Origin of the sequence: Halomonas salsilacus, assembly GCF_051216275.1 — a bacterium.
In the GTDB taxonomy this organism is placed as follows: domain Bacteria; phylum Pseudomonadota; class Gammaproteobacteria; order Pseudomonadales; family Halomonadaceae; genus Halomonas.
On record NZ_JBPKAQ010000001.1, the window covers coordinates 521250 to 544449 of the forward strand.

22 protein-coding genes are annotated in these 23200 nt (G+C 68.6%); 16 read left to right on the plus strand and 6 right to left on the minus strand.

Annotated elements, in window-relative coordinates:
- Nucleotides 1–40: 40 nt before the first annotated feature.
- The 12 genes from ftsB (at nt 41) to lpxL (ending at nt 11235) form a co-directional block, all read left to right on the plus strand.
- Nucleotides 41–376: a cell division protein FtsB gene (gene ftsB / locus ACR80S_RS02340; RefSeq protein WP_435402475.1), complete on the plus strand. Its 336-nt coding sequence runs from the start codon at nt 41–43 to the stop codon at nt 374–376.
- A complete protein-coding gene (ispD, locus tag ACR80S_RS02345; protein ID WP_435402476.1) occupies nt 373–1140 on the plus strand; it encodes a 2-C-methyl-D-erythritol 4-phosphate cytidylyltransferase in 768 nt (255 codons plus the stop codon). The genes ftsB and ispD overlap by 4 nt, the downstream gene beginning before the upstream one ends.
- Nucleotides 1140–1664, plus strand: a complete 525-nt coding sequence (gene ispF, locus ACR80S_RS02350) for a 2-C-methyl-D-erythritol 2,4-cyclodiphosphate synthase (RefSeq protein WP_435402477.1) — start codon at nt 1140–1142, stop codon at nt 1662–1664. Before ispD ends, ispF begins: the two co-directional genes overlap by 1 nt.
- Nucleotides 1657–2751: a tRNA pseudouridine(13) synthase TruD gene (truD, locus tag ACR80S_RS02355; RefSeq protein ID WP_435402478.1), complete on the plus strand. Its 1095-nt coding sequence runs from the start codon at nt 1657–1659 to the stop codon at nt 2749–2751. Before ispF ends, truD begins: the two co-directional genes overlap by 8 nt.
- Nucleotides 2752–2762: 11 nt before the next feature.
- A complete protein-coding gene (surE, locus tag ACR80S_RS02360; RefSeq protein WP_435402479.1) occupies nt 2763–3509 on the plus strand; it encodes a 5'/3'-nucleotidase SurE in 747 nt (248 codons plus the stop codon).
- A complete protein-coding gene (locus tag ACR80S_RS02365) occupies nt 3496–4176 on the plus strand; it encodes a protein-L-isoaspartate(D-aspartate) O-methyltransferase (protein WP_435400704.1) in 681 nt (226 codons plus the stop codon). The genes surE and ACR80S_RS02365 overlap by 14 nt, the downstream gene beginning before the upstream one ends.
- 13 nt (nt 4177–4189) lie before the next feature.
- Nucleotides 4190–5164, plus strand: coding sequence for a DUF368 domain-containing protein (locus ACR80S_RS02370; protein ID WP_435402480.1), 975 nt, complete (start codon nt 4190–4192; stop codon nt 5162–5164).
- A complete protein-coding gene (locus ACR80S_RS02375; protein ID WP_435400706.1) occupies nt 5157–6362 on the plus strand; it encodes a peptidoglycan DD-metalloendopeptidase family protein in 1206 nt (401 codons plus the stop codon). Before ACR80S_RS02370 ends, ACR80S_RS02375 begins: the two co-directional genes overlap by 8 nt.
- A gap of 116 nt (nt 6363–6478) precedes the next feature.
- Entirely contained in the window at nt 6479–7489 is a 1011-nt protein-coding gene (gene rpoS / locus ACR80S_RS02380; RefSeq protein WP_435402481.1) for an RNA polymerase sigma factor RpoS, read from the plus strand.
- A gap of 87 nt (nt 7490–7576) precedes the next feature.
- Complete coding sequence (locus ACR80S_RS02385; protein WP_435402482.1) at nt 7577–9019, plus strand: TolC family outer membrane protein; 1443 nt, start codon at nt 7577–7579, stop codon at nt 9017–9019.
- Nucleotides 9020–9193: 174 nt separating this feature from the next.
- The gene (alr, locus tag ACR80S_RS02390) at nt 9194–10297 is read left to right on the plus strand and encodes an alanine racemase (protein WP_435402483.1); all 1104 of its coding nucleotides are present in this window, start codon (nt 9194–9196) and stop codon (nt 10295–10297) included.
- A gap of 20 nt (nt 10298–10317) precedes the next feature.
- A complete protein-coding gene (gene lpxL, locus ACR80S_RS02395; RefSeq protein WP_435402484.1) occupies nt 10318–11235 on the plus strand; it encodes an LpxL/LpxP family Kdo(2)-lipid IV(A) lauroyl/palmitoleoyl acyltransferase in 918 nt (305 codons plus the stop codon).
- A 37-nt stretch (nt 11236–11272) separates the two neighbouring features.
- On the opposite strand, the gene ACR80S_RS02400 is transcribed toward lpxL, so the two are convergent.
- From ACR80S_RS02400 to ACR80S_RS02420, 5 genes are all read right to left on the minus strand, one after another.
- Nucleotides 11273–12616 carry a DUF2254 domain-containing protein gene (locus tag ACR80S_RS02400; protein ID WP_435400711.1) on the minus strand — a complete coding sequence of 448 codons (1344 nt, stop codon included), beginning with the start codon at nt 12614–12616 and terminating at the stop codon, nt 11273–11275.
- 127 nt (nt 12617–12743) lie between these two features.
- Nucleotides 12744–14405, minus strand: a complete 1662-nt coding sequence (gene ettA, locus ACR80S_RS02405) for an energy-dependent translational throttle protein EttA (RefSeq protein WP_435402485.1) — start codon at nt 14403–14405, stop codon at nt 12744–12746.
- An 84-nt stretch (nt 14406–14489) separates the two neighbouring features.
- Complete coding sequence (locus ACR80S_RS02410) at nt 14490–14690, minus strand: PA3496 family putative envelope integrity protein (protein ID WP_435400713.1); 201 nt, start codon at nt 14688–14690, stop codon at nt 14490–14492.
- A gap of 210 nt (nt 14691–14900) precedes the next feature.
- A complete protein-coding gene (locus ACR80S_RS02415) occupies nt 14901–15335 on the minus strand; it encodes a PAS domain S-box protein (RefSeq protein ID WP_435400714.1) in 435 nt (144 codons plus the stop codon).
- Between the two features lie 118 nt (nt 15336–15453).
- Entirely contained in the window at nt 15454–16767 is a 1314-nt protein-coding gene (locus ACR80S_RS02420; RefSeq protein ID WP_435402486.1) for an MFS transporter, read from the minus strand.
- Nucleotides 16768–16873: 106 nt separating this feature from the next.
- Between ACR80S_RS02420 and ACR80S_RS02425 the strand changes: the two genes are divergently transcribed.
- Nucleotides 16874–17764: a DMT family transporter gene (locus tag ACR80S_RS02425; RefSeq protein WP_435402487.1), complete on the plus strand. Its 891-nt coding sequence runs from the start codon at nt 16874–16876 to the stop codon at nt 17762–17764.
- A gap of 8 nt (nt 17765–17772) precedes the next feature.
- Here the strand turns inward: ACR80S_RS02425 and ACR80S_RS02430 are convergent, their stop codons facing one another.
- Nucleotides 17773–18453, minus strand: coding sequence for an arylesterase (locus ACR80S_RS02430; protein ID WP_435402488.1), 681 nt, complete (start codon nt 18451–18453; stop codon nt 17773–17775).
- On the opposite strand from ACR80S_RS02430, the gene ACR80S_RS02435 reads away from it, so the two are divergent.
- From ACR80S_RS02435 to ACR80S_RS02445, 3 genes are read left to right on the plus strand one after another with little or no spacing between them, the layout of a single operon-like run.
- Entirely contained in the window at nt 18452–19168 is a 717-nt protein-coding gene (locus ACR80S_RS02435) for an ABC transporter ATP-binding protein (protein ID WP_435400717.1), read from the plus strand. The two genes, ACR80S_RS02430 and ACR80S_RS02435, sit on opposite strands and share 2 nt — an antisense overlap.
- Nucleotides 19165–21747, plus strand: a complete 2583-nt coding sequence (locus tag ACR80S_RS02440; protein ID WP_435400718.1) for an ABC transporter permease — start codon at nt 19165–19167, stop codon at nt 21745–21747. Before ACR80S_RS02435 ends, ACR80S_RS02440 begins: the two co-directional genes overlap by 4 nt.
- Before the next feature lie 23 nt (nt 21748–21770).
- On the plus strand, nt 21771–23198 hold the full coding sequence (locus ACR80S_RS02445) for a polyphosphate kinase (RefSeq protein ID WP_435402489.1): 1428 nt from the start codon (nt 21771–21773) through the stop codon (nt 23196–23198).
- The last annotated feature ends 2 nt before the right edge of the window (nt 23199–23200 follow it).

Sequence of the window (23200 nt, forward strand, 5' to 3'; positions counted from 1 at the left end):
CATAATGCCCAGCATCGAAACGTCGTGACGGAAGTGTCGAATGCTCAAGTGGTTGGCCATCGTGCTGCTGGTCCTGCTCGCCCTGCTGCAATATCGCCTGTGGCTGGGAGAGGGGGGCGTGGGCGACCTCGGCGAGGTGCGTGAGCGCGTGGCGGCCCTGGAGGCGGCCAACAAGCCGCTGCGGGACCGCAACGCCCGCCTGGGCGCCGAGGTGCTCGACCTCAAGACCGGTCTGGATGCCATCGAGGAGCGCGGCCGCAGCGACATCGGCATGGTGCGCGCCGACGAACACTTCTTCTGGGTGCCCGGCGTGGCGGTGGAGGCGATGCCGGTGGTCAACCCGGCTCCGGCGGTGAGCCTGGAGGCAGGTCGATGAGCGCAGTGCTCTGGCTGGTGGTCCCTGCGGCCGGCCAGGGTCGACGCATGGGGGCCGACCGTCCCAAACAGTACCTGGAGATCGCCGGCCGCCCGGTGTTGGCCTGCACCCTGGAGCGCCTGTACGCGGCCTTTCCCGTGGCGCGGCTCTGCCTCTGCCTGGATCCCGATGACACCCACTTCGACCCGGCCTGGGTGCCCTTCGCCGAGTGGCGCCGAGTGCCTGGTGGCAATGAGCGGGTGGATTCCGTCACCCATGCCCTCGAGACCATCGCCCTGGAGGCGGCCGACGACGACCTGGTGCTGGTTCATGACGTGGCCCGCCCCTGCGTCACGGTGGCGGATCTGATGCGCCTGCACGCTGCCCTGGCCGTTGACCCGGTGGGGGGGCTGCTGGCCGCGCCGGCGGCCGACACCATGAAGCGCGACGACGGCGCCGGCCGAGTGGGGGCCACCGAGCCCCGTGCCGGCCTCTGGCATGCACTGACCCCGCAGGGCTTCCGCTATGGCCTGCTGCGCCGGGCGTTGAGCGCGGCGGCGGCGGCGGGTGTCACGGTCACCGACGAGGCCTCCGCGGTGGAGGCGCTGGGGCTCTCGCCGCGGTTAGTGTGCGGACGTCGCGACAATCTCAAGATCACCCACCCCGAGGACCTGGCCCTGGCCAGGCAGATCCTGGCCGCCCAGGGCGAGGCCCTCGGGATGGGTGGGCCAACCTCGGTCGAGACAGAACCGGCGCCTGCGGGCGCGGGTGTTATGGAGAGATGATGCGCATCGGCCACGGCTTCGACGTCCACCGTTTCGGCGCGGGCGACCACCTGATGATCGGCGGCGTCGCCGTTCCCTTCGACCACGGCTTCGTTGCCCACTCCGACGGCGACGTGCTGCTCCACGCGGTAAGCGACGCCCTGCTGGGCGCCTGTGCCCTGGGCGATATCGGCCGCCACTTCCCCGATACCGACCCGGCCTGGAAGGGCGCCGACAGCCGCCTGCTGCTGCGCCACGTGGTTGGGCTGGTGCGCCAGGCCGGCTACCGCGTCGGCAACCTGGATGCCACCCTGATCGCCCAGGCGCCGAAGATGGCCCCGCATATCGCCGCCATGGCCGCCCATATCGCCGAGGATCTCGGCGTCGAGGGCGGCGCGATCAACGTCAAGGCCACCACGACCGAGTGGCTAGGCTTCACCGGCCGCGGCGAGGGCATCGCCGCCGAGGCGGTGGTGGTTCTGCTCCCCTGCGCCCTGGTCGGTGAGCGAGGAGGCGTCGGTGAGCGAGAGGGCGTCGATGAGTGAGAGGCAGCCGGTGAGTGAGGCCGCCCCCAGGCTCGGGCCGGATGCCATCGCCTGGCCGCCGGTCTGGCCGCGGGTGCTCGACGCCGAGTTCGGCCCGCCGCCGGCGGGGGAGTACCGTGCCACCCCCGAGGATTTCCAGGTGGCCGAGGCGCTCGACTTCGCTCCGGAGGGCGAGGGCGAGCACCTCTGGCTGCATATCGAGAAGCGCGATCTGACCACCGCCATGGCGGTGCGCGAGCTGGCCCGGCTGTGCGAGGTCTCGCCCCGCGACGTCGGCTATTCCGGCATGAAGGATCGTGTCGCCGTCACCCGCCAGTGGCTGTCGGTACGGCTGCCCGGGCGCGAGGCGCCTTCAGGCCTCGCTGAGGCCCTGGCCGAATGCGGGATCCGCGTGCTGGCCGAGGCGCGTCATCCTCGCAAGCTCAAGCGCGGGGTGCACCGCGCCAACCGCTTCCGTTTGCGCATCACCGGAGCAGCGCTGGCGGACCCCGCCCTGGAGGCGCGCTGGGCGCGACTGGTGACGCAGGGTGTGGCCAACATTTTCGGCCCCCAGCGCTTCGGGCCGGACGGGCGCAACCTGCATCGCGCCCGGTCGCTGCTGGCCCGGGGCTGGCGCAAGCGCGACGACCGCGACGGCATGCTGCTCTCGGCGGCGCGCAGCTTCCTGTTCAACGAGCTGCTGGCCGAACGGGTCCAGGAGGGCAGCTGGAATCGCCTGTTGCCTGGCGAGGTGGCGATCCTCGACGGGACGGCGAGCCAGTTCCGCGTCGAGGCGCCGGATGCCGAGCTGGACGCGCGGTCGGCGCGGCTCGACCTGCACGGAAGCGGGGTGCTTTGGGGCGTCGGCGACTCGGTGGCCGAGGAGGAGGCCCTGGCCCGGGAGGTGCGGCTGCCCGAGCGTTACCCGGCGCTGTGTGCCGGGCTCGAGCGAGCCGGAGTGCGTCTGGCGCGGCGCCCCCTGCGCCTGCGGCTGGGCGAGCCGCACCTGATCCGCGGCGAGGATGAGCTATGGCTCGCCTTCAGCCTGCCGCGGGGCGCCTTCGCCACCGCCGTGCTGCGCGAGCTGATCGCCCACCCCACCCTCTGAAGGAGTCTGGCATGCGCCGACTACTGCTCTCCAATGACGACGGCGTGCATGCCCCGGGCCTGCGCGCCCTGCACGATGCCCTGCTGCCCCACGCCCGGCTGCGCGTGGTCGCGCCGGACCGCGACAGGAGCGGGGCCAGCAACTCCCTGACCCTGAGCCGCCCGCTGTCACTGACCGACATGGACAACGGCTTCTACAGCGTCGACGGCACCCCGGCGGACTGCGTCTACCTGGGCGTCAATGGGCTCTGGGACGAGAAGCCCGATCTCGTGATCTCGGGCATCAACCACGGCGGCAACCTGGGTGACGACGTGCTCTATTCCGGCACCGTGGCCGCCGCCATGGAGGGGCGCAACCTGGGCATGGCGGCCATCGCCATGTCGCTGGTCGGCTCGCGGCACTTCGACACCGCAGGAAGGGTGGCGGCGAGCCTGGTGGGCGCCGCCGACCAGCTCTCGCTACCGCCGCGCAGCCTTCTTAACGTCAACGTGCCGGACCTGCCCTGGGACGAGATCCAGGGTTTTCGGGTCACTCGGCTGGGTTATCGCGGCCCGGCGTCGCGCCCCCTCGAGGTGCGCGATCCCCGGGGTCGCATGCGCTGGTGGATCGCCGCCGCCGGCGAGAACGCCGACGACGGTGCCGATACCGACTTCGCCGCCGTCGAGGCGGGCTACGTTTCCATCACCCCGCTGCAGACCGATCTCACTCGGCATACGGCGATTCGTGACGTACAGGGCTGGCTGGATGCACTCACCTGACCGACTGCCGGCGTTGGTGCGCGGAGTGGGGATGACCTCCCAGCGCACCCGCGACCGCATGGTGGCCAGGCTTGCCGATCAGGGCATCCGCGATCCCCGCGTGCTGGCCACCATGGCCGCCGAGCCGCGCCACCTCTTCCTGGACGAGGCGCTGGCCCATCGCGCCTACGAGGATACCTCGCTGCCCATCGGCCTTGGCCAGACCCTCTCCCAGCCGTGGATGGTGGCCAGGATGACCGAGCTGGTGCTGGAGGCTGCCCCCACCCGGGTGCTGGAGATCGGCACCGGCTCGGGCTACCAGACTCTGATCCTGGCGCGACTGGTGCCGGAACTCTGGTCCATCGAACGGATCAATGCCCTGCACCGCCGCGCCGCCGAGCGTCTGCGCCTGCTCGGGGCCTTTGGGGCGCGGCTGCGCCTGGCCGATGGCGGCCACGGCTGGCCCGAGGAGGCCCCCTTCGATGTCATCCTGCTCACCGCCTGTGCCGGTGAGCTACCCGCCCCGCTACTGGCCCAGCTGGCCGACGGCGGGGTGCTGATCACGCCGCTGGCCGATGTCCGGGGGCGCCAGTGGCTAACCCGGGTGCGTCGTCAGGGCGATACATTTGAACAACAGCGTCTGGAATCGGTGCGCTTCGTGCCGCTGCTGGAAGGCGTCATTCGTTGAAAGGAGTTCACGCTTGAAGCGTTATCCAGGAATCTTTCTCAGGGGGGCCGGCATGGGTGCCGCCGATGCGGTGCCGGGTGTCTCGGGCGGTACCATCGCCTTCGTCACCGGCATCTACGAGGAACTGATCCACACCATCAAGCAGTTCGGACCCAGTGCCTTCATGGCCTGGCGCCGCGGCGGGCTGCCGATGCTGATCGCCCATCTCAACCTGGGCTTCGTGGTGCCGCTGATGGCCGGCATTGCCGCCAGCCTGATCACCGTGGCCCACCTGGTGGTGTGGCTCATGGACGACTACCCGCTGCTGCTCAACGGCTTCTTTTTCGGCCTGGTGGCGGCCTCGGCCCTGGTGGTGGGGCGTCATCCCACCGACTGGAAATGGTGGCACCTGCTGCCGCTGGTGGCGGGACTGCTGCTGGCCCACTTCCTGCCGGTGGTGATGCCCCTGATCACCCTGCTCGGCAGCCCGAACCTCATGCTGATGGTGGGGGGCGCCATCGCCATCAGCGCGCTGCTGCTGCCCGGGGTCTCCGGTAGCTTCCTGCTGCTGACCATGGGGCTCTATGGCACCGTGATGCAGGGCATTCGCACCTTCGATCTGGGCCTGATCGCCGTCTTCGGCGTGGGTTGCCTGATCGGCCTGTTCTTCTTCTCTCGCCTGCTTTCCTGGCTGCTGCGTCGCCACCATGCGGCGACTATGCAGCTGCTGGTGGGCTTCATCGTGGGATCGCTGCCGGTACTCTGGCCATGGCGCGAACTGGTACGCTATCAGCTCGGCCCCGAGGGGCAGATGATCCCGCTAGACTATCGCTATCTCACCCCGGGCGACTTCGCCCTGCTCACCGGCGACTCGGCCCAGCTGCCGGCGGTGGCCGCGCTGATGCTGGCCGGTCTAGCCCTGGTGCTGCTGCTGGATCGCGGCGGTCGGCGACCGGCCGCCGCGAGCACGCCCAAGGGGGCGAACAAGGAGGATCCTTCCGATGCGTAAGGCAATGATGATTTCCGCTCTGACTCTGGCCATGGCGGGCTGTGCCGCCCAGCAGGGGCAGGCGCCGCAGGTGCAGGTGCGCGACCTGTCCGCGAGCCGCGAGCATACACCGACCTCCCAGTACACCGTGGAGGCGGGCGATACCCTCTATGGCATCGCCTGGCGCCACAACATGGATCACCGCGACCTGGCGCGCATCAACCGTATTGGCCCTCCCTACCAGATCCAGCCGGGCCAGCGCCTGGTGCTGGACCCCGACGCCCAGGCGCCGGTACGCGATGAGGGCACCACCGCCGTGGCCAGAACGCCCGGGGTGGTGGCCACGCCGCTGGGCGGCGGCCCGCCGGCCAGCGAGGATGCCGGCAGCATGGAGTGGTTGCTGCCCGACGGCACTACCGAGCAGGGGCGCCGGCTCTCCGCCCAGCCGCTGGACGAGGCGGACGGCCCGACTCGGGTGGCCATGGAGGGTGCCATGGAGGCTGCCGGTGGCACCGCGGGCCCCGGCCCCGTCTATGACTATGACAGCCCCGGCGCCGACGGTGAGCTGAGCGAGCGTGACCTCGGCGAGAGAACTGCTGCCGAGAGAACTGCTGCCGAGAGAACTGCTGCCGAGCGAGAATCGGCACCGGTAGCCCGGGAGGCGACCCCGGAGGTGGCGGCGACCGTGCCGGCACTTCGCCCCGAGCCGGAACCGGAACCCGAGCCAGCGCCCGCGGCACAGCCCGAGCCAGCGCCCGCGGCGCAGCCCGAGCCGGATGCTGGCACCGCCGTGGCCGGCGGCAGCCCGGCGCCGGACCGCAGTTCGCGCAGCTACACCCCGGTGGAGGAGGTCAGCTGGCGCTGGCCCGTCGACGGCGATATCGTCAGCCGTTTCGGCGAGGGTGGCAGCATCACGGCTGGCATTGATATCGCTGGGCAAAAGGGGCAACCTGTCAAAGCCGCCGGTCCGGGCATCGTCGTCTATGCGGGTAGCGGGGTAAGGGGCTACGGCAACCTGATCCTGCTCAAGCATAATGACGAGTACCTGAGCGCTTACGCCCACAACGATTCCCTGCGCGTGCGCGAGAACGATGTGGTCGAGGCGGGAGAGGTCATCGCGACCATGGGCGACAGTGACGCCGAGGACGTGCGACTGCACTTCGAGGTACGCAAGAACGGCCAGCCGCAGGATCCCCTGAATTACCTGCCGTCTCGCTGATGCGCCCTGAGGCCCCGCCGGCCAGCGCAGCAGCGGGGTGTCACACAATAATAATCAGGCGCGCCGATGCTCTTGTCAGGCATCGGTGCCAGGACGCAACCACAGGGTAGCCATTGATGAGCATGCTTGAACGGGACCTTCAGGATGTGAATCTCGACACGCTCGAGGAAAAGGACGACGGGGTAGTGGAAGACGCTGACGACGACGTAACCGACGACGACGACACCGACACCCGCCGTGACGATGAGCAAGCCTTCGAGAAGGCCTTGAGCCGCGAGGATCGCTACAGCAACCACAGCCTCGACGCCACCCAGATCTACCTCAACGAGATCGGTTTCTCGCCGCTGCTGACCCCGGAGGAGGAGGTCTTCTTCGGTCGACTGGCCCGCAAGGGCGATCCGGCGGGGCGTTCGCGGATGATCGAGTCCAACCTGCGCCTGGTGGTCAAGATCGCTCGGCGCTACCTCAACCGTGGCCTGTCGCTGCTCGACCTGATCGAGGAGGGCAACCTCGGCCTGATCCGCGCGGTGGAGAAGTTCGATCCCGAGCGCGGCTTCCGTTTCTCCACCTACGCCACCTGGTGGATCCGCCAGACCATCGAGCGGGCGCTGATGAACCAGACCCGCACCATTCGCCTGCCCATTCACGTGGTCAAGGAGCTCAACATCTACCTGCGGGCGGCCCGCGAGCTGACCCAGAAGCTCGATCACGAGGCCACCGCCGAGGAGATCGCCGAGCACCTCGACAAGCCGGTGGAGGCGGTCAAGAAGATGATGGGCCTCAACGAGCGCATCTCTTCGGTGGACTATCCGGTCGGCGGCGACAGCGACAAGCCGCTGATCGAGACCCTGGCCGACGACAACGACCTCGGACCCGAGTCCTCGCTGCTCGACGGCGACATCAAGCAGCACGTCGACGAGTGGCTCTCCGAGCTCACCGAGAAGCAGATGGAGGTGGTGGTCAGGCGTTTCGGCCTGCGTGGCCACGAGGCGGCGACCCTCGAGCAGGTGGGCGAGGAGATCGGCCTCACCCGCGAGCGGGTCAGGCAGATCCAGGTCGAGGCGCTCAAGAAGCTGCGTCGGGTCCTCGACAAGCAGGGCCTTTCCCTGGATTCGATCTTCGCCTAGCGGATCGCGTAGCCCGCCCTTGCCGATTTCCTGCATGCTGCTGCGTCAGCATGCAGGAAATCGGCCCCGTACAGGAATCGCACGCCCATGCATCGCCCGACCCTGACCCGCCTGGTGCCCCGGCCGCTGGTCCTTCTCGTGGGGCTGGCCGTGGCCGGCTCTGCCCAGGCCACCGACCTCTGGACTGTCGCCCGCGACGCCCTGGACAACGATGCCAGCCTGGCCGCCGCCCGCTCGGGCTTCTCCGCCGTGGAGGCGGGGCGCGACGTGCAGCGCGGCACCCTGCTGCCCCAGGTGAGCGTAGGCGGCAGCCTGACCCATAGCCGTACCTATCAGAGCCAGGCGGGCGGGGCGTTACAGCCCGGCCAGCTGTCGCGGGACGAGGAGGGGGACGTCAACACCCTCGGGTTGAACCTGGAGGCCAGCCAGTCGCTCTATGATCCCGCCCGCCGCGCCCAGCTCGACCAGGCCGAGCGCCAGGTGGACCGCGAGGCATTGTCCCTGGCGGTAGCCGAGCAGCAGCTGCTGCTGGAGGTGGCCGAGGCCTACTTCGAGATTCTGCGCGCCCACGATATCCTCTCGGCGCGGCGCTCCCAGGAGACCGCCATCGAACGCCAGCTCGAACAGGCCCGTGAGCGCTTCGAGGTGGGACTGATCGCCATCACCGAAGTGCACGAGGCCCAGGCTTCCTTCGATCTTGCCCGCGCCCAGCGCATCGCCGCGGAGAGCGCCATGCAGATCAGCTTCGAGGCCCTGGAGCGTCTCACCGGCCAGCGCTACGAGAGCATCGATGTGCTCGCCGAGGAGATCCCCATCGTGCCGCCGCAGCCCGTGGACCGCGGGGACTGGGTCGCGCTCGCCATGGACAACAGCCCCATGCTGCAAATGGCCGAGGCGGGCATCGAGGTGGCCCGCAGCGAGCTCGACGTCTCCCGTGCCGGCCAGCTGCCCCGGGTCGAGGCCTTCGCCAGCTATGATGTCTCGGACAACGATCGCAGCGGCGTCTCCGGCTACAACTCCGGCAGCCAGCTCGGGGTGCGCGCCAGCATGCCGCTCTACACCGGCGGCGGCACCCAGGCGCAGATTCGCCAGAGCGGCTACGCCCTGGAGGTCTCCCAGTACGACTTCGAGGCCCAGCGCCGCGATACCGTCCAGCAGGTGCGTTCCCTGTTTACCCGGGTGAGCAACGACGTGGAAACGGTGGAGGCCCGCGCCCAGGCCATCGTCTCCAACCAGAGCGCCCTGGAGGCGACCCGATCCGGCTACGAGGTGGGCACCCGCAACATCGTCGACGTACTCAACGCCGAGCGTAACCTGTTCAACGCCATCGCCGACCATGCGGAGGCGCGCTACGATTACGTGCTCGGCCTGCTGCGCCTGCAGCAGCAGGCGGGCCTGCTCGACGCGGCATCGATCCAGGCCGTCAATGCGTGGCTGCGCAGCGAGGGAGCGGTGTCGCTGGAGCTGCCGCGGGCCGGCAGCGACGACCCGGTGATGAACATCGGCGAGCGGCCCCAGACGCCAACCTGATGATTCACTGCTGATGGATGTTTTTTCGAGTCAGACCACCCGAAACCACCATGAAATTGGTGGTTTATTTCATGAGGTGGCCGGTGCATCCATGGATAATGCCAGGTCTTTCTGGTCAGTCGTGCTCGCCAGCCCTTCTCGCCAGTCGTTCTCTTCACTGCTTCAGGATCTGCCATGGCCCGGCCGCTGATCGCCGATATTGACCTCGAGGCGCTGCGTCACAACTACCGCCTCGCCTGCTCTCTCGCCCCCGACAGCCGCGCCGTCGCGGTGCTCAAGGCCGATGCCTACGGCCATGGTGCGGTGGCCTGCGCGCGGGCCCTGGCGGACATCGCCCCGGCCTTCGCGGTGGCCTGCATCGAGGAGGCGGTGACCCTGCGCGAGGCGGGCATCACCACGCCCATCGTGCTGCTCGAGGGGATCTTCGAGGTCGGTGAGCTTGAGCAGGTCGAGGCGCTGGGGTTGTGGATGGCGGTGCACAGCGACTGGCAGGTGGCGGCGCTGCTCGCCCATCGGCCAGAGCGGCCCATTCCCGTCTGGCTCAAGGTGGACTCCGGCATGCACCGCTTGGGCTTCTCCCCCGAACGAGCCCGGTCGGTATGGCAACGCCTGGCGGCGGCCCCGGCCCACGTTTGCGATCTGCACCTGATGAGTCATTTCGCCACTGCGGACCTGGTCGACAGCGGCTACTTCTCCGGCCAGATGGCACGACTCATGGCTCTGGCCGACAGGCTCGGCGCACCCCTGTGCCTGGCCAACTCGCCGGCGACCTTGGCCCGGGCCGAGGCCCACGGCGCCTGGAATCGCCCGGGGGTGATGCTCTACGGCAGCGACCCGCTGGAGCATGCCAACGAGGCGAGCCGCCGCCTCGCCCCGGTGATGACCCTGCGCTCGGCGATCATCGCCGTGCGCGAGTTGCGCGCCGGCGAACCGGTCGGCTATGGCGGCCGCTGGACCACGCCACGGCCGTCCCGGATCGGCGTCGTCGCCGGCGGATACGGCGACGGCTACGACCGCCACGCGGTGGACGGTACCCCGGTGCTGGTGGCGGGCCAGCGCACCGCCATCGCCGGCAAGGTCTCCATGGACATGCTCACCGTGGATATCACCGACATTCCCGAAGCCGATATCGGCAGCGAGGTGGTGCTGTGGGGCAGGGCGGCCAACGGCGAGGTCCTCTCGGTGGACGAGGTGGCCCGCCACTGCGACACCATCAGCTACACCCTGCTCACCGGGGTGCTGCCCCGGGTGCCGAGGCGGTACCATGGGCTGTCTTGACTGTCCGACAGGAACCGAGCATGTTCAGGGACGATGACACCCGGCCCAACTTCGCCCATCCTCGCTACTGGCCAGTGTGGATCGCCATCGGCGCCATGCACGTGGCCGCCTGGCTGCCCTGGCGCTTGAAGCTCTGGGTCGGCAAGAGGGTCGGCCTGGCCGCCTGGCGCTTCGCCAGGCGCCGGCGCCATATCACCGAGACCAATATCCGCCTCTGCTTTCCGGAACGGGACGAGGCGGACCAGCGGCGGCTTGTCAGGGAGACCTTCATCGCCAACGGCATCGGCATCATGGAGACCGCCACCGGCTGGTGTCGCGACCCGGAGCACCTGCGCCACCGTGTCACCTTCAAGGGCCAGGCGCACATGGCGCGGGTACAGGCCGAAGGCAAGGGGGCGCTGATCATCGGGGTGCACTTCTCTACCCTGGACCTGGGTGCTGCCTTGCATTCCCTCTACTTCCGCGCCGACGCCGTGCAGCGCCCCCATGACAACCCGCTCTTCGCCCGCTTCATGGGACGCGCCCGAGACCCCTACTTCGATGCCATCATCGATCGCCACGACCTGCGCGGTGTGGTGCGCCGGATCAAGGCCGGCCACGCCGTCTGGTACTCGCCGGACCAGGACTTCGGCCGAGACGCCAGCGTCTTCGCTCCCTTCTTCGGCATCCCGGCAGCCACGGTGAAGATGACCTCCCGGATCGCCCGCATGACCGGGGCGCCGGTGATACCGCTGATCTTCCACCGTAACCCGGACAATCGCACCTACACCCTGGAATACCTGCCACCCCTGGAGAACTTCCCAAGCGGGGATGAGGTGAACGATGCGGCGCAGATCAACGCCTTCATCGAAGGGGCCATCTGCCGGCATCCCGAGCAGTACCTGTGGCTGCATCGTCGCTTCAAGACTCGCCCCGAGGGCGAGCCGGGCTTCTATTAGCCCGTCACGATGATTTCGACGCTGAGGGCTTGTTCCTCTACGCACGGTCACCGAGGCGGTCGGGAAGCTCGAGTCGATGTTCGCCGCTACTCAGGCGGGCGCTGATGAAATCGCGATCCAGACGGTGGTCGGCGGCGTCGGCCAGGGTTTCGATGATGCGGTCGGCATAGGCCTGCAGTAGCTGCCTGTCTGGGTCTTGTGCATACAAAGAGAGGCTCTTGACGGCCTTGAGCAGACTCAAGCCGATGGTCAGGTCTTCGTGGCCGTAGTGGAGAATCGGCGTGAGCACCCGGTACAGCAGGCTCTCGAAGCTTTCCACCGGCCAGGTGACGCGCAACTGGTCCCGATCATCCAGCATGGCGTTGCAGGGGGCAAAATCAATTCGGCGGCGCAGCAGGTCTGTCAGCTGGTTGATGCATAAACGGGCTGTGCCCGGGTCGTTGATGCCGGGCGACAGCGACTTCACGGCCATTTCCATCAGCTGCGTCAGGCCGTGCACATGGATGTCCTCGATCGACTCCCCCTCGCCATAAATCAGATGGGCCAGGGCCTCCTCGGCCCAGTCACCGTCGGGCTCGGTGGGGGCATCTATGTACAGCAGCGGGAAGTCGTCCAGGGTGAAGTCGCCCGGGGAGAAGTTCAGGTGAATCACGCCCTCGATGCCGGTGGCGAGTTTGGCGAGCTTGGCGTAGTCGGCGTTCTGGATGAACCCAGTCCGGCGCGAGCGGATCTCGTGAAGCGCTTGCGATCTTGGCGCCGCGGAGGGGTTCGGTGCAGACACCCGCGTGAAGCGTGACGACTTTTGACGATGTATCAGCTCGGCCAGCGAATGGCTCGTTGCCAGGTGCAGGCCCGCGACCACCGAGTTGACCTGTACCGTCTGGGACGTCTTGTGAATGAAGTAGACGAACAGCGCCAGGCAGTGGATGACCATGGCGGTACCCAGATAGGCGGCAAGGGAGCGCCATGTGCCGGGCGTATCGCCATTTTCCGGCACCATCAGCAGCATCAGGATGAACAGGATGGTGCCGAGATAGTTGCCCAGCACCCATTGATGGTGGCGCTCGGTCACCAGTCCGAAGACCAGCTTGTGCGAGAACTGGCCGCCGGCCTGGGAGAGCACCGACATCACCATCGAGAAGCTGAACACCACCAGCGATATCATGCCGGCGATCAGCGTCGAGAGCAGAGTGCGCAAGGTATCGGTGTCGTCGAAGCGTACGGACACCAGCCAGCCGGGCATCGCACCGGGTCCTTCCTGCGGCACCACCGCCAGCAACCCCACCAGGAAGTAAGCCAGCGAGAGCAGACTGGGCAGGTAGGCGATGCTCTGGCGAAACGCCTTGGCGACCTGCAGCGGGGTGTTGAACAGGACGATCATCGAGACATCCTTGCAAGTAGATACGGGCAGGGGTGGAAAGCACCCACGAATGATACCAATCCGTAAGCAAAAGCCCCGGCTGAAAGAAAACAGACGGGGCTAAGGCATCAGCATGGCCGTCGAGCCATCAGGCATCGATGCGCTTGTACTTCATGCGGTGCGGCGTGTCATCGCCCACGCGTTTCCTGTGGTCCGACTCGTACTCGGCGTAGTTGCCCTCGAAGAACTCCACGTGGGAGTCGCCTTCGAAGGCCAGGATGTGGGTGGCGATGCGGTCGAGGAACCAGCGATCGTGGGAGATCACCAGGGCGCAACCGGGGAAGGCCAGCAGCGCCTCCTCCAGTGCCCGCAGGGTCTCGATGTCCAGGTCGTTGGATGGCTCATCGAGCAGCAGCACGTTGGCGCCCTGCTTGAGGGTCTGGGCCAGCTGCAAGCGACCTCGCTCACCGCCGGAGAGCTCGTTCAGGCGCTTCTGCTGGTCATTGCCCTTGAAGTTGAAACGCCCCACGTAGGCCCGCGAGGAGACCTCATAGCCGTTGATGTTGAGGATGTCCTGGCCGTCGGAGACCGCCTCCCACACCGTCTGCTTGTCGTCGAGGCCGTCGCGCAGCTGCTCCACGTAGGCGACGTCGACGGTGTCGCCGACCATCACCTCGCCGGCGTCGGGTTGCTCGGCACCGGTGATCAGCTTGAACAGGGTCGACTTGCCCGCGCCGTTGCCGCCGACGATGCCGATGATGGCGCCCTTGGGCACGGTGAAGGTCAGGTCTTCGTAGAGCAGCTTGTCATCGAAGGCCTTGGAGACGCCGTGGAACTCGATGACCTTGTCGCCCAGGCGCGGGCCGGGTGGAATGTAGATCTCGTTGGTCTCGTTGCGCTTCTGGAAGTCGCCGGACTGCATCTCCTCGAAGCGGTTGAGGCGCGCCTTGCTCTTGGCCTGGCGGCCCTTGGCGTTGGAGCGCACCCACTCCAGTTCCTGCTTGATGGCCTTGTTCTTCGAGGCCTCCTGCTTGGCCTCCCGGGCCAGGCGCTGCTCCTTGGCCTCCAGCCAGCCAGAGTAGTTGCCCTCGAAGGGAATGCCCTGGCCGCGGTCGAGCTCGAGGATCCAGCCGGCGACGTTGTCGAGGAAATAGCGGTCGTGAGTGATCGCTACCACGGTGCCGTTGTAGTCGTGGAGGAATCGCTCCAGCCAGGCCACGGACTCGGCGTCCAGGTGGTTGGTGGGCTCGTCGAGCAGCAGCATGTCGGGGCTGGAGAGCAGCAGGCGACACAGCGCCACGCGGCGCCGCTCGCCGCCGGAGAGATGGCCGACGCGGGCCTCCCATGGCGGCAGGCGCAGGGCCTCGGCGGCCACTTCCAGCTTGCGCTCCAGGTTGTGGGCGTCGGCGGCCTCGATGATGTTCTCCAGGCGCGCCTGTTCGGCGGCCAGGGCGTCAAAGTCGGCATCCGGTTCGGCGTAGGCGGCATAGACGCCGTCGAGCGTCTCCTGGGCCTCCTTGATGGCCCCCAGGGCCTCTTCCACGGTCTCGCGGACGTTCTTGTCGTCGTCGAGCTGCGGTTCCTGGGGCAGGTAGCCGACGTTGATGCCCGGCATCGGGCGCGCCTCCCCCTCGAACTCGGTGTCGACCCCGGCCATGATGCGCAGCAGGGTCGACTTGCCCGAGCCGTTGAGGCCCAGTACGCCGATCTTGGCGCCGGGGAAGAAGGAGAGGGAGATATCCTTGAGGATCTGCTTCTTGGGGGGCACGACCTTGCCCACCCGGTTCATGGTGTAGACGTATTGCGCCATGGGAACCCGTCGGTTGGAGGATTTTCAGTGGTCACGATGATAGTGGCCACTGCGGTCAAAGGCCAGCCGCAGCCCTATTCCTCTTCATTCCTCTTCGTCGATGGCCCAGTCATCCTCGATGGCGCGACGCAGGCGACGCTCCTCGAGCAGCGCCTCCACGCGGCGGCGGGCGCGCAGGGTATCGGCGCGGCTGGCACGGGGACGAGCGTACTCCTCGTCGTTCACTGCTTCGGAAAAATCCACCTCGTCATCGAGGCTCGGTTCGAGAAGGTTTTCACGGCCCATGCGCCGTCCTCCCAAGGCCAGTGTCGACACGGCGTCGACGCATCACTACCGCTTCTCGTCCCCTGTGCGTCGTGATGCCCTAACGCGGAGCCCGAAGCGCCCAGGCAACCAGGTTGCCTGGGCGCTATATATCGTCACTCGGCCCGGGGCACAAGCCCAATCGTGAACTTTTTTGATGGCTATGCCTGCCGAGGGTCAGCCGAGTCCGTCTCACTCCAGGCCATGCTGGGCCTTGAGGCGCTCCAGCTCCTGTTGGGCCTCCACCCGCTCGGTGACGTCCTTCTGCACGCCAATGTAATAAGTCAGGTTGTCATCGTCGTCATGGACGGGGGTGATGGAGAGCTCGTTCCAGAACAGGGTGCCGTCCTTGCGGTAGTTGCGCAGCACGGTGCGGCAGGGACGACCCTCGGCCAGTGCCTTGCGGATGGCGGTAAGACCCTCCTGGTCGCGATCCTCGTTCTGCAGGAAGCGGCAATCCTGGTAGAGGATCTCGTCGGCGCTGTAGCCGGTCAGACGCTCGAACCCCTTGTTCACGTAGATCAGGATGTTCTCGTCGCCTTCCTGCTCGGCGACCACGATGCCATCCTCGGAGGCATCGACGATGCGCTCGAGCAGTTCCGGGCTGATCAGGGGTGATCGTTTCATTCTGGGCGTTCCATTCTAGGCGTTCCTGTCCTGGCCGCCCGGGCAGGGCGACGGCGGCGGGCACTTCACAGCTGGCTACATCATGGCCAGACGGCCACGGGATTTCAACGCGGCGCTTTCACTCAACCTCCGGCAGGCGGTTGGCACTGGCTGCAGCGGCCAGTGCCATCAGCGCCAGCACCACCATCAGCGCCGCAGTGCCGAGCCACTGGGCCAGGGCACCGACGGCTCCGCCCACCGCCAGCATCAGCACTCCGGTGATGGTGTTGGAGAGCGCCACGTAGAGGGCGCGTCTGTCGCTGCCGGCCATGTCGACGATATAGGTCTTGCGTCCCAGGCGCACTCCGGCGTGGACGATCACTAGCAGGGCATAGACCAGCGCATAGGGCCACACGGTTTGGCTCCAGGTGCCCGGCAGCCAGGCGATGGCGGCGGCCAGCAGGCAGCAGAGGGTGGCGCCGAGGCCGGCGTCGCGCATCACTCGCCGGCTGGAGGCGTCGGCGCGCTTGCCCCATACCGGGCTTGCCACCATGCCGGCGAGCCCCGAGACCACGATCAGCACGCCGAGGCCACCCAACTCGGCGCCGCTCTGCTGCTGGCCGAGCAGCGCCACGTAGGGCAGCGCCAGGGCGCTGGCCAGCAGCAGCGCACGGGCGAGGTTGAAATGCAGGAAGCCGCGATCCTCGCGCAGCAGGCGCAGGCCCATCTTGACGCTGTCCCAGGCGTTCTCGCCGCCCTCCACGGCGCCGGGGGTCTCCCTGATGCGCGCCGCGCACAGGGCGTTGAACCCCCAGCCCAGGGCCGCGATGCCCAGCAGCACCGCCAGGGCCAGCTCGCCGGGCCGGTCACCGAAGAGCATCAGCACGCCACCGGCGACCAGCGTCACCGCGCCAGCCACGCTCCCGCTCCAGCCCATCAGGGTGCCGCGGCGCTGCTTGCTGATGGTCTTGCCCAGCACGTCCTTGGTGGCCACCGAGGAGAGCCCCCGGGCCAGGGAGAGCGCCACCAGCACGGCCAGCACCAGCCCGCCGCCGAGGGCGCCCGAGCCGAATAGCGCCAGCATGGCAAGCGCTGCCGCCGTCACCGCCTGCAGCAGTCCGCCCACCACCCAGGCCCACTTGCGCTCGGGCTTGAGCCGGATGAAGCCGGCCACGAACAGCTGGGGCAGCAGGGCGCCAGCCTCGCGTATCGGTACCAGCAGACCCACCATCCAAAGTGGACCGCCGATCACCCCCATCAGCCAGGGCAGCACCAGCCGGGCGCTTGCGAGCTCATCGGCCAGCTTGTTGCCCAGCGAGGCCAGCAGGTGCACGAAGAAGTTGCGCGGCTGTTCGTCGCAGGCCTCATCCGGGATGTCCTTGCACATCCGGCTGTCCTCGTCGCCGGTCAGCCACTCGTAGAGGCGGCGCTGGCTGATATCCGATGCGGCCATGGGAGCTCCTCGCTGGTAGGATGATTTGCTCATAGTGTGGCGACAGGGAGACCGACGTGTCACCTATTCGAATCCGCTACTGCAACCGGTGTGAGAAGCCAGCCGCATGACCCGCGACGGCCAGGCGATGCTCCATGGCCTCGGCGCCGTGGCGCTGTGGTCCACCGTGGCCACCGCCTTCAAGGTGGCGCTGGGCTTCATGTCACCGCTGGAACTGATGTGGCTTGCCTCGCTGGTCTCCTGGGCACTGATCGGCGCGCTGGTGGTGCGCCAGGGGCTCCCCGGCCAGGCGCTGCGCCGAGGCTGGCGCACCGCCGCCTGGGCGGGGCTGATGAACCCGGTGGCCTACTACCTGATGCTGTTCGGCGCCTATGACCGACTGCCCGGCCAGGAGGCCATGGCGCTGAACTACACCTGGGCACTGGCCATGGCCTTCCTGGCGGTGCCGATCCTCGGACAGCGGCTGACCCGCATCGACGTGCTGGCGGGGCTGGTTGCCTACGCCGGAGTCTGGGTGATCGCCACCCGCGGGGCGGTGTTCGACGTGGCCTTCGCTGACCCGCTCGGCGTCGTCATGGCATTGGCCTCGACGCTGATCTGGGCGCTCCACTGGCTGCTCAACGCTCGCGATCATCGCCCGCCGCTGGTGGCCCAGTGGCAGAACTTCAGCATTGGGTTGCCGGTGCTCACGGTGCTGTTGCTGGCCGGCCCCGGCCTTCAGTGGCACGGCTGGGCGGGGCTGGGCGCCGGGGTCTACGTGGGGCTCTTCGAGATGGGCATCGCCTTCGTGCTCTGGCAGCTGGCTGTCCACAAGGTCTCGCGCACGGCCAAGGTCTCCAACCTGATCTTCCTCTCGCCGCCGGTATCGCTGCTGCTGCTCTTTCTGGTGGTGGGTGAGCCGATCCTGGCCTCCACCCTGATCGGTCTGGTGCTGATCCTGGGCGGACTCGCGCTGCAGCAGTGGCAGAAGGCGCCGGCACCGGCCGCACAGTCCTGAGCCGGTCGTCAGTCCTGGCCGGACTTCGCCACAACGGCGCCATTTTCCTCCAGCATGGCCTCCAGTTCGGGCCAGACGTTGTCGAGGATGACCGGCTGGCCGGCGGCGGTGGGGTGGATGCCATCGCCCTGCATCAGCGCCTCGTCCAGGGCTACCCCCTCGAGCAGGAAGGGCACCAGCGGCAGGTCGAAGTCGTCGGCCAGGCGGTGGAAGACCCCGGTGAAGGCGTCGCGGTAGGCCCTGCCGTAGTTGGGCGGGATGTCGATGCCGAGCAGCAGCACCTCGGCATCGGCCTCTTGGCTCGCCTCGATCATTCGCCGCAGGTTGGCCTCGAACTGGCCCGGGGGCAGGCCGCGCAGGCCGTCGTTGCCGCCGAGCTCGAGCAGAACAATGTCCGGGGCGTGCTGTCCGAGTAGCTCGGGCAGGCGGCTGGCGCCACCGCCGCTGGTCTCGCCGCTGATGCTGGCGTTGATCACCCGCGCCTTTCCGTCCAGCCGCGCTTCCAGCAGACTGACCCAGCCCTCGTCGGCCTCGATGCCATAGGCAGCGCTCAGGCTGTCGCCCATCACCAGCAGGGTGGGGCGCTCGTCGGCCAGCGCCGCGGCAGAGCCCAGGGCCAGCGTCAGGGGCAGGACCAGCAGCCAGGCGGAGAATCGACGCAACGCAACCTCAGGGAATCCCTTCAACATGAACGACACCTCTCGTATGGATATGACACCGATTCTACACGCCGAGCACCTGTCCAAGCAGGTCAGGAGCGGCGACCGGCAGCTCACCATTCTGAGTGACCTGGCCATCTCGGTGTTCCCCGGCGAGACGGTGGCGATCCTCGGCCAGAGCGGCGCGGGCAAATCGACCCTGCTGGGACTGCTGGCCGGGCTCGACCTGCCTACCGGCGGCGAGCTCTCGATGTTCGGGCAGCAGCTCTCGGCACTGGACGAGGATGGCCGGGCCCGGCTGCGCAACGGTCGAGTCGGCTTCGTGTTCCAGAACTTTCAGCTGCTGCCCACCCTCACCGCACTGGAGAACGTGATGCTGCCGCTTGAACTCTCGCCGCGGCCAGGCACCGAGGCCCGTGCCCGCGAGTGGCTCACGCGGGTGGGCCTGGGCGAGCGGCTCGACCACCTCCCCAAGCAGCTTTCCGGCGGCGAGCAGCAGCGGGTCGCCCTGGCCCGGGCCTTCGTCACTGGCGCCGAGCTCGTGTTCGCCGACGAGCCCACCGGCAACCTCGACCCGGACACCGGCGAGCGAATCATCGACACGCTCTTTTCCCTGAATCGCGAGGCCGGTACCACCCTGGTGCTGGTCACCCACGACCACGCCCTTGCGCGGCGCTGTGATCGCTGCCTGCGCCTGGACCACGGCCGCCTGGAGACTCTGCACCTCGACGAGGTGAGCGCATGAGCCTGACCGCCCTGCGCCTGGCGCGCTTCTCGGCCCGGGGTCTGGCCCGCGACCTGCGCGCCGCCGACGTGCGCGCGCTGTTCGTGGCGCTCGCCCTCGCGGTGGCCGCCTCCACCATGATCGGCTTCTTCCTGGACCGCCTGGACCGCGGCCTGACCCGCCAGGCCAGCCAGCTGCTGGGGGGCGACCTGGTGCTGGAGCAGGGCCGCCCCTTCGGCAGCGAGCTGCGCCAGACCCTGGAGGAGGCCGGCCTGGTGCTCGCCGATCAGGTGGGCATGGTCTCCATGGTCAGTTTCGGCGACGCCTTCCAGCCCGCCAGCCTCAAGGTGGTCGACCAGCGCTACCCGCTCTACGGCGGGGTTCACGTGGACCTGGGCGAGGGCAGCGAAGTGGTGGCCCGGGGCCCGGCCCCGGGCGAGGCGTGGCTGGCGCCCCGCCTGGCGCTGCTGCTCGGGGCCGAGATCGGCGACCGGGTGCGGGTCGGGGAGACCGAGCTTGCCGTGGCCGGACTGGTCGAGCGCGAGCCCGACCAGTCCGGCGGGTTCGCCAACTTCAACCCGCGGCTGATGATGCATGCCGCGGACCTCGCCGCCTCCAACCTGGTGCAGGACGGCTCCCGCGTGGAGTTCGAGCTGCTCGCCGCCGGGCCGCCGGACATCATCGACGACCTGGCGCCGTTGCTGGCCCAGCTGCGCCGCGACGGGGTCGAGGTGCGCGACGTGCGCCGCGACCGGCCCCAGTTGGGCAACGCTCTGGAGCGGGCCGAGCGCTTCCTGAGCCTGGCGGGGCTGGCCGCCGTGCTGCTGGCCGGGGTGGCGGTGGCCATGGCCACGCGGCGCTATGTGGATCGCCACCTGGATACCGCGGCGCTGATGCGCTGCTTCGGGGCCACCCAGCGGGAGCTGATCCGAGTCTTCAGCCTGCAGCTGCTGTGGCTGGCGCTGGCGGCCTCGGCGGTGGGGGCGGTGCTGGGGCTGGCCGGTCAGGCGGGTCTACTGGCCCTGCTCACCGCCTTCCTGCCCATGGAACTGCCCCCCCCCGGGGCGCTGCCGTTGTGGCTCGGCGTGCTCACTGCGCTGGCCGTGCTGGTGGGCTTCGCCGGCCCGACCCTGATTCGCCTGAAGAAGGTCAGCGCGCTCAAGGTGCTGCGTCGCGAGCTCGACCCGCTGCCGGCCTCGGCCTGGCTGGTGGTAGCGGTGGCCAGCGCCGTGTTCGGGGCCCTGCTGTGGCTCTACTCCGGCGATTTCGGTCTCTCGGTGGGGCTGCTGCTCGGCGGACTGGTCATGCTGGTGGTGCTGTGGGGGCTTGGTTCGCTGTTGCTCACGGGGGTGCTGCGCCTGACCGCCCGCCTGCCGCGCCGCGGCGGTGAGGCCGACCTTACCCAGGCGCTGCGCTTGGGTGGGGCCCAGCTGGCGCGTCGGCGCACGGCAAGCCTCGGCCAGCTGCTGGCCTTCTCGGTGACCTTCTTCGCCATGGCGATGATTGCCTTGGTGCGCGGCGACCTGCTCACCACCTGGGAGGCCCAGCTGCCCGAAGACACGCCCAACTACTTCGCCATCAACATCCAGCCCCAGGAGCGCGAGGAGTTCGAGGCGACCCTGGGCAGCGCCGCCGATGCGCGCAGCGCCCTCTACCCGATGGTGCGCGGGCGCATCACCGCCATCAACGATCTGCCGCCCCGGGACGCGGTGCCGGCGGATGCCCGCGGCGACAACACCCTGCGCCGGGAGCTCAACCTCACCTGGCGGGAGACCCTGCCCGAGGGCAACCGCCTGGTGGCGGGGCAGTGGTTCGACGCCCTGGATGGCGCCGAGCCCGGCGACTGGCTGAGCGAGGTGGCCGCCGAGCTCAGCGTGGAGCGGGTGCCCATCTCCGTTGAGGACGGCCTGGTCGAGCGTTTCGGCCTGGCGATCGGCGACACCCTGACCTTCACCATCGGCAGCGAGGAGATCATCGGCGAGATCGCCAGCCTGCGCGACCTGGACTGGGACAGCTTCCAACCCAACTTCTTCGTGATCTTCCCGCCCGGGGTGCTGGAGCGTTTCGGCCACAGCTACATTACCGCCTTTCATCTGGACGCCGGGGAGACCAGCACCCTGCGCGAACTGGTGCGGGCCTTCCCCGGGGTCTCGCTGCTCAACGTCGATGCCATCCTCGCCCAGGTGCGCGATCTGCTCACCCAGGTGACCCGCGCCGTGGAGCTGGTGCTGCTCTTCGTGCTGCTGGCCGGGGTCAGCGTGCTCTATGCGGCCCTGACGGCCAGCCGCCCGGTGCGCGCCCACGAGAGCGGGCTCCTGAGGGTGTTCGGTGCTAGCAACAGCATGCTCTCCCGGGTGCAGGGGGCGGAGTTCGCCATCCTTGGCCTGGCCAGCGGCTTGATGGGGGCACTGCTGGCGGAGCTGGCCACCGCGGCCATCTACCTGACCTGGTTTGACCTGACGCCGCGCCTGCATCTCGGGCTGTGGCTGGCGCTGCCGCTGGGCGGGGCGCTCTTGATCGGCGCCATCGGCCACCTGCTCTCCCGGGACCTGCGTCGCCAGGCCCCGGCGGCGAGCCTCGGCCTGCTGGGCGAGGCGTGAGGGGCGATACAGGAGGAAAACCCATGAAGACCGATACCCTGCGCTACCGGCTGCTGGATGCCCAGCTCTCCCTGGCCCGAGAGAAGCAGCGCGCGGTGATCCTGCTGCTCAGCGGTCATGCGGTGACCCACAAGGGGCAGGTGGTCAACCGCCTCAACCATTGGCTGGAGAACCGTTATACCGAGGTGCACGCCCTTGGGCCGAGCAGCGAGGAGCAGTCGCGCCCCTACTGGTGGCGCTACTGGCGGCGAATTCCCGATCGCGGCCGTATCGGCATCTTCATCCACGGCTGGTACGGCGATGCGCTGTTCGCCCATGCCGAGCGGCGGCTCTCCCCCGGCGCCTTCCAGGATCGCCTCGAACAGATCCGCCACTTCGAGGCCGAGCTGGCCGCCGAGGGCGTGGTGCTGCTCAAGCTGTGGACCGACATCGGCCGCCGCGAGCAGCGCCACCACCTGGCCGAACTGCAGCAGGACCCGGCCCGCGCCTGGCAGGTGGGACCCAACGAGTGGCAGCGCCACGTCCAGCATGCCGCCATCGAAGCGATTGGCAAGACGCTGCGTAACGATACCGAGGCGCCCCATGCCCCTTGGCAGCGGCTCTCCTTTCGCGAGCCAGACGAGCAGCTTGGCCGGGTCGGCCGTGCCCTGCTGGCGGCCATGGAGGCCCCGCCCGAGCCGCCGGCGGCGGAGCTTCCGACGCTGTCGGAGCACGCGCCCGGTGTTCCCTCGCTGGGTCGCGCCGACGCTGCGGTGGAGGAGCGCCTCGACAAGGCCGTCTACCGCGAGCGTCTGGCCCGTGGGCAGGCCCGTCTGGCCATCAATGCCCGGGAGATCGCCCGGCGGCGCATCCCGGTGATGATCGCCTTCGAGGGCCATGACGCGGCGGGGAAGGGGGGCAGCATCCACCGGATTACCGCGGCGCTGGATGCCCGCCAGTACCGCGTGCATCGCATCGGTGCGCCCAGCGACGAGGAGCTGGCGCTGCCCTGGGGCTGGCGCTTCTGGCGCCGCCTGCCGGTCGATGGACGCATCGTCATCTTCGATCGCAGCTGGTACGGTCGGGTGCTGGTGGAGCGGGTCGAGGAACTGGCCAGCCCGGCCCAGTGGCAGCGCGCCTATGGCGAGATCCGCCACTTCGAGCAGCAGCTGCTGGCCCATGGCGGGGTGCTGATCAAGCTGTTCCTCGCCATCGAGAAGGACGAGCAGCTCAGGCGCTTCGAGGCCCGCGCCGACACCCCCCACAAGCGCCACAAGCTCACCGACGAGGACTGGCGCAACCGCGAACGCTGGGACGACTACCAGCGCGCTATCGACGAGATGTTCGCCCGGACCCATCTCACGGGCGCCGAGTGGTCGCTGATCGCCTGTGACGACAAGCGCCGCGCTCGGCTGGCGGTGCTGGAACAGGTCAACGAGCGGCTCGAGGCGCGCCTAGCCTCGGCCGTCTGAGC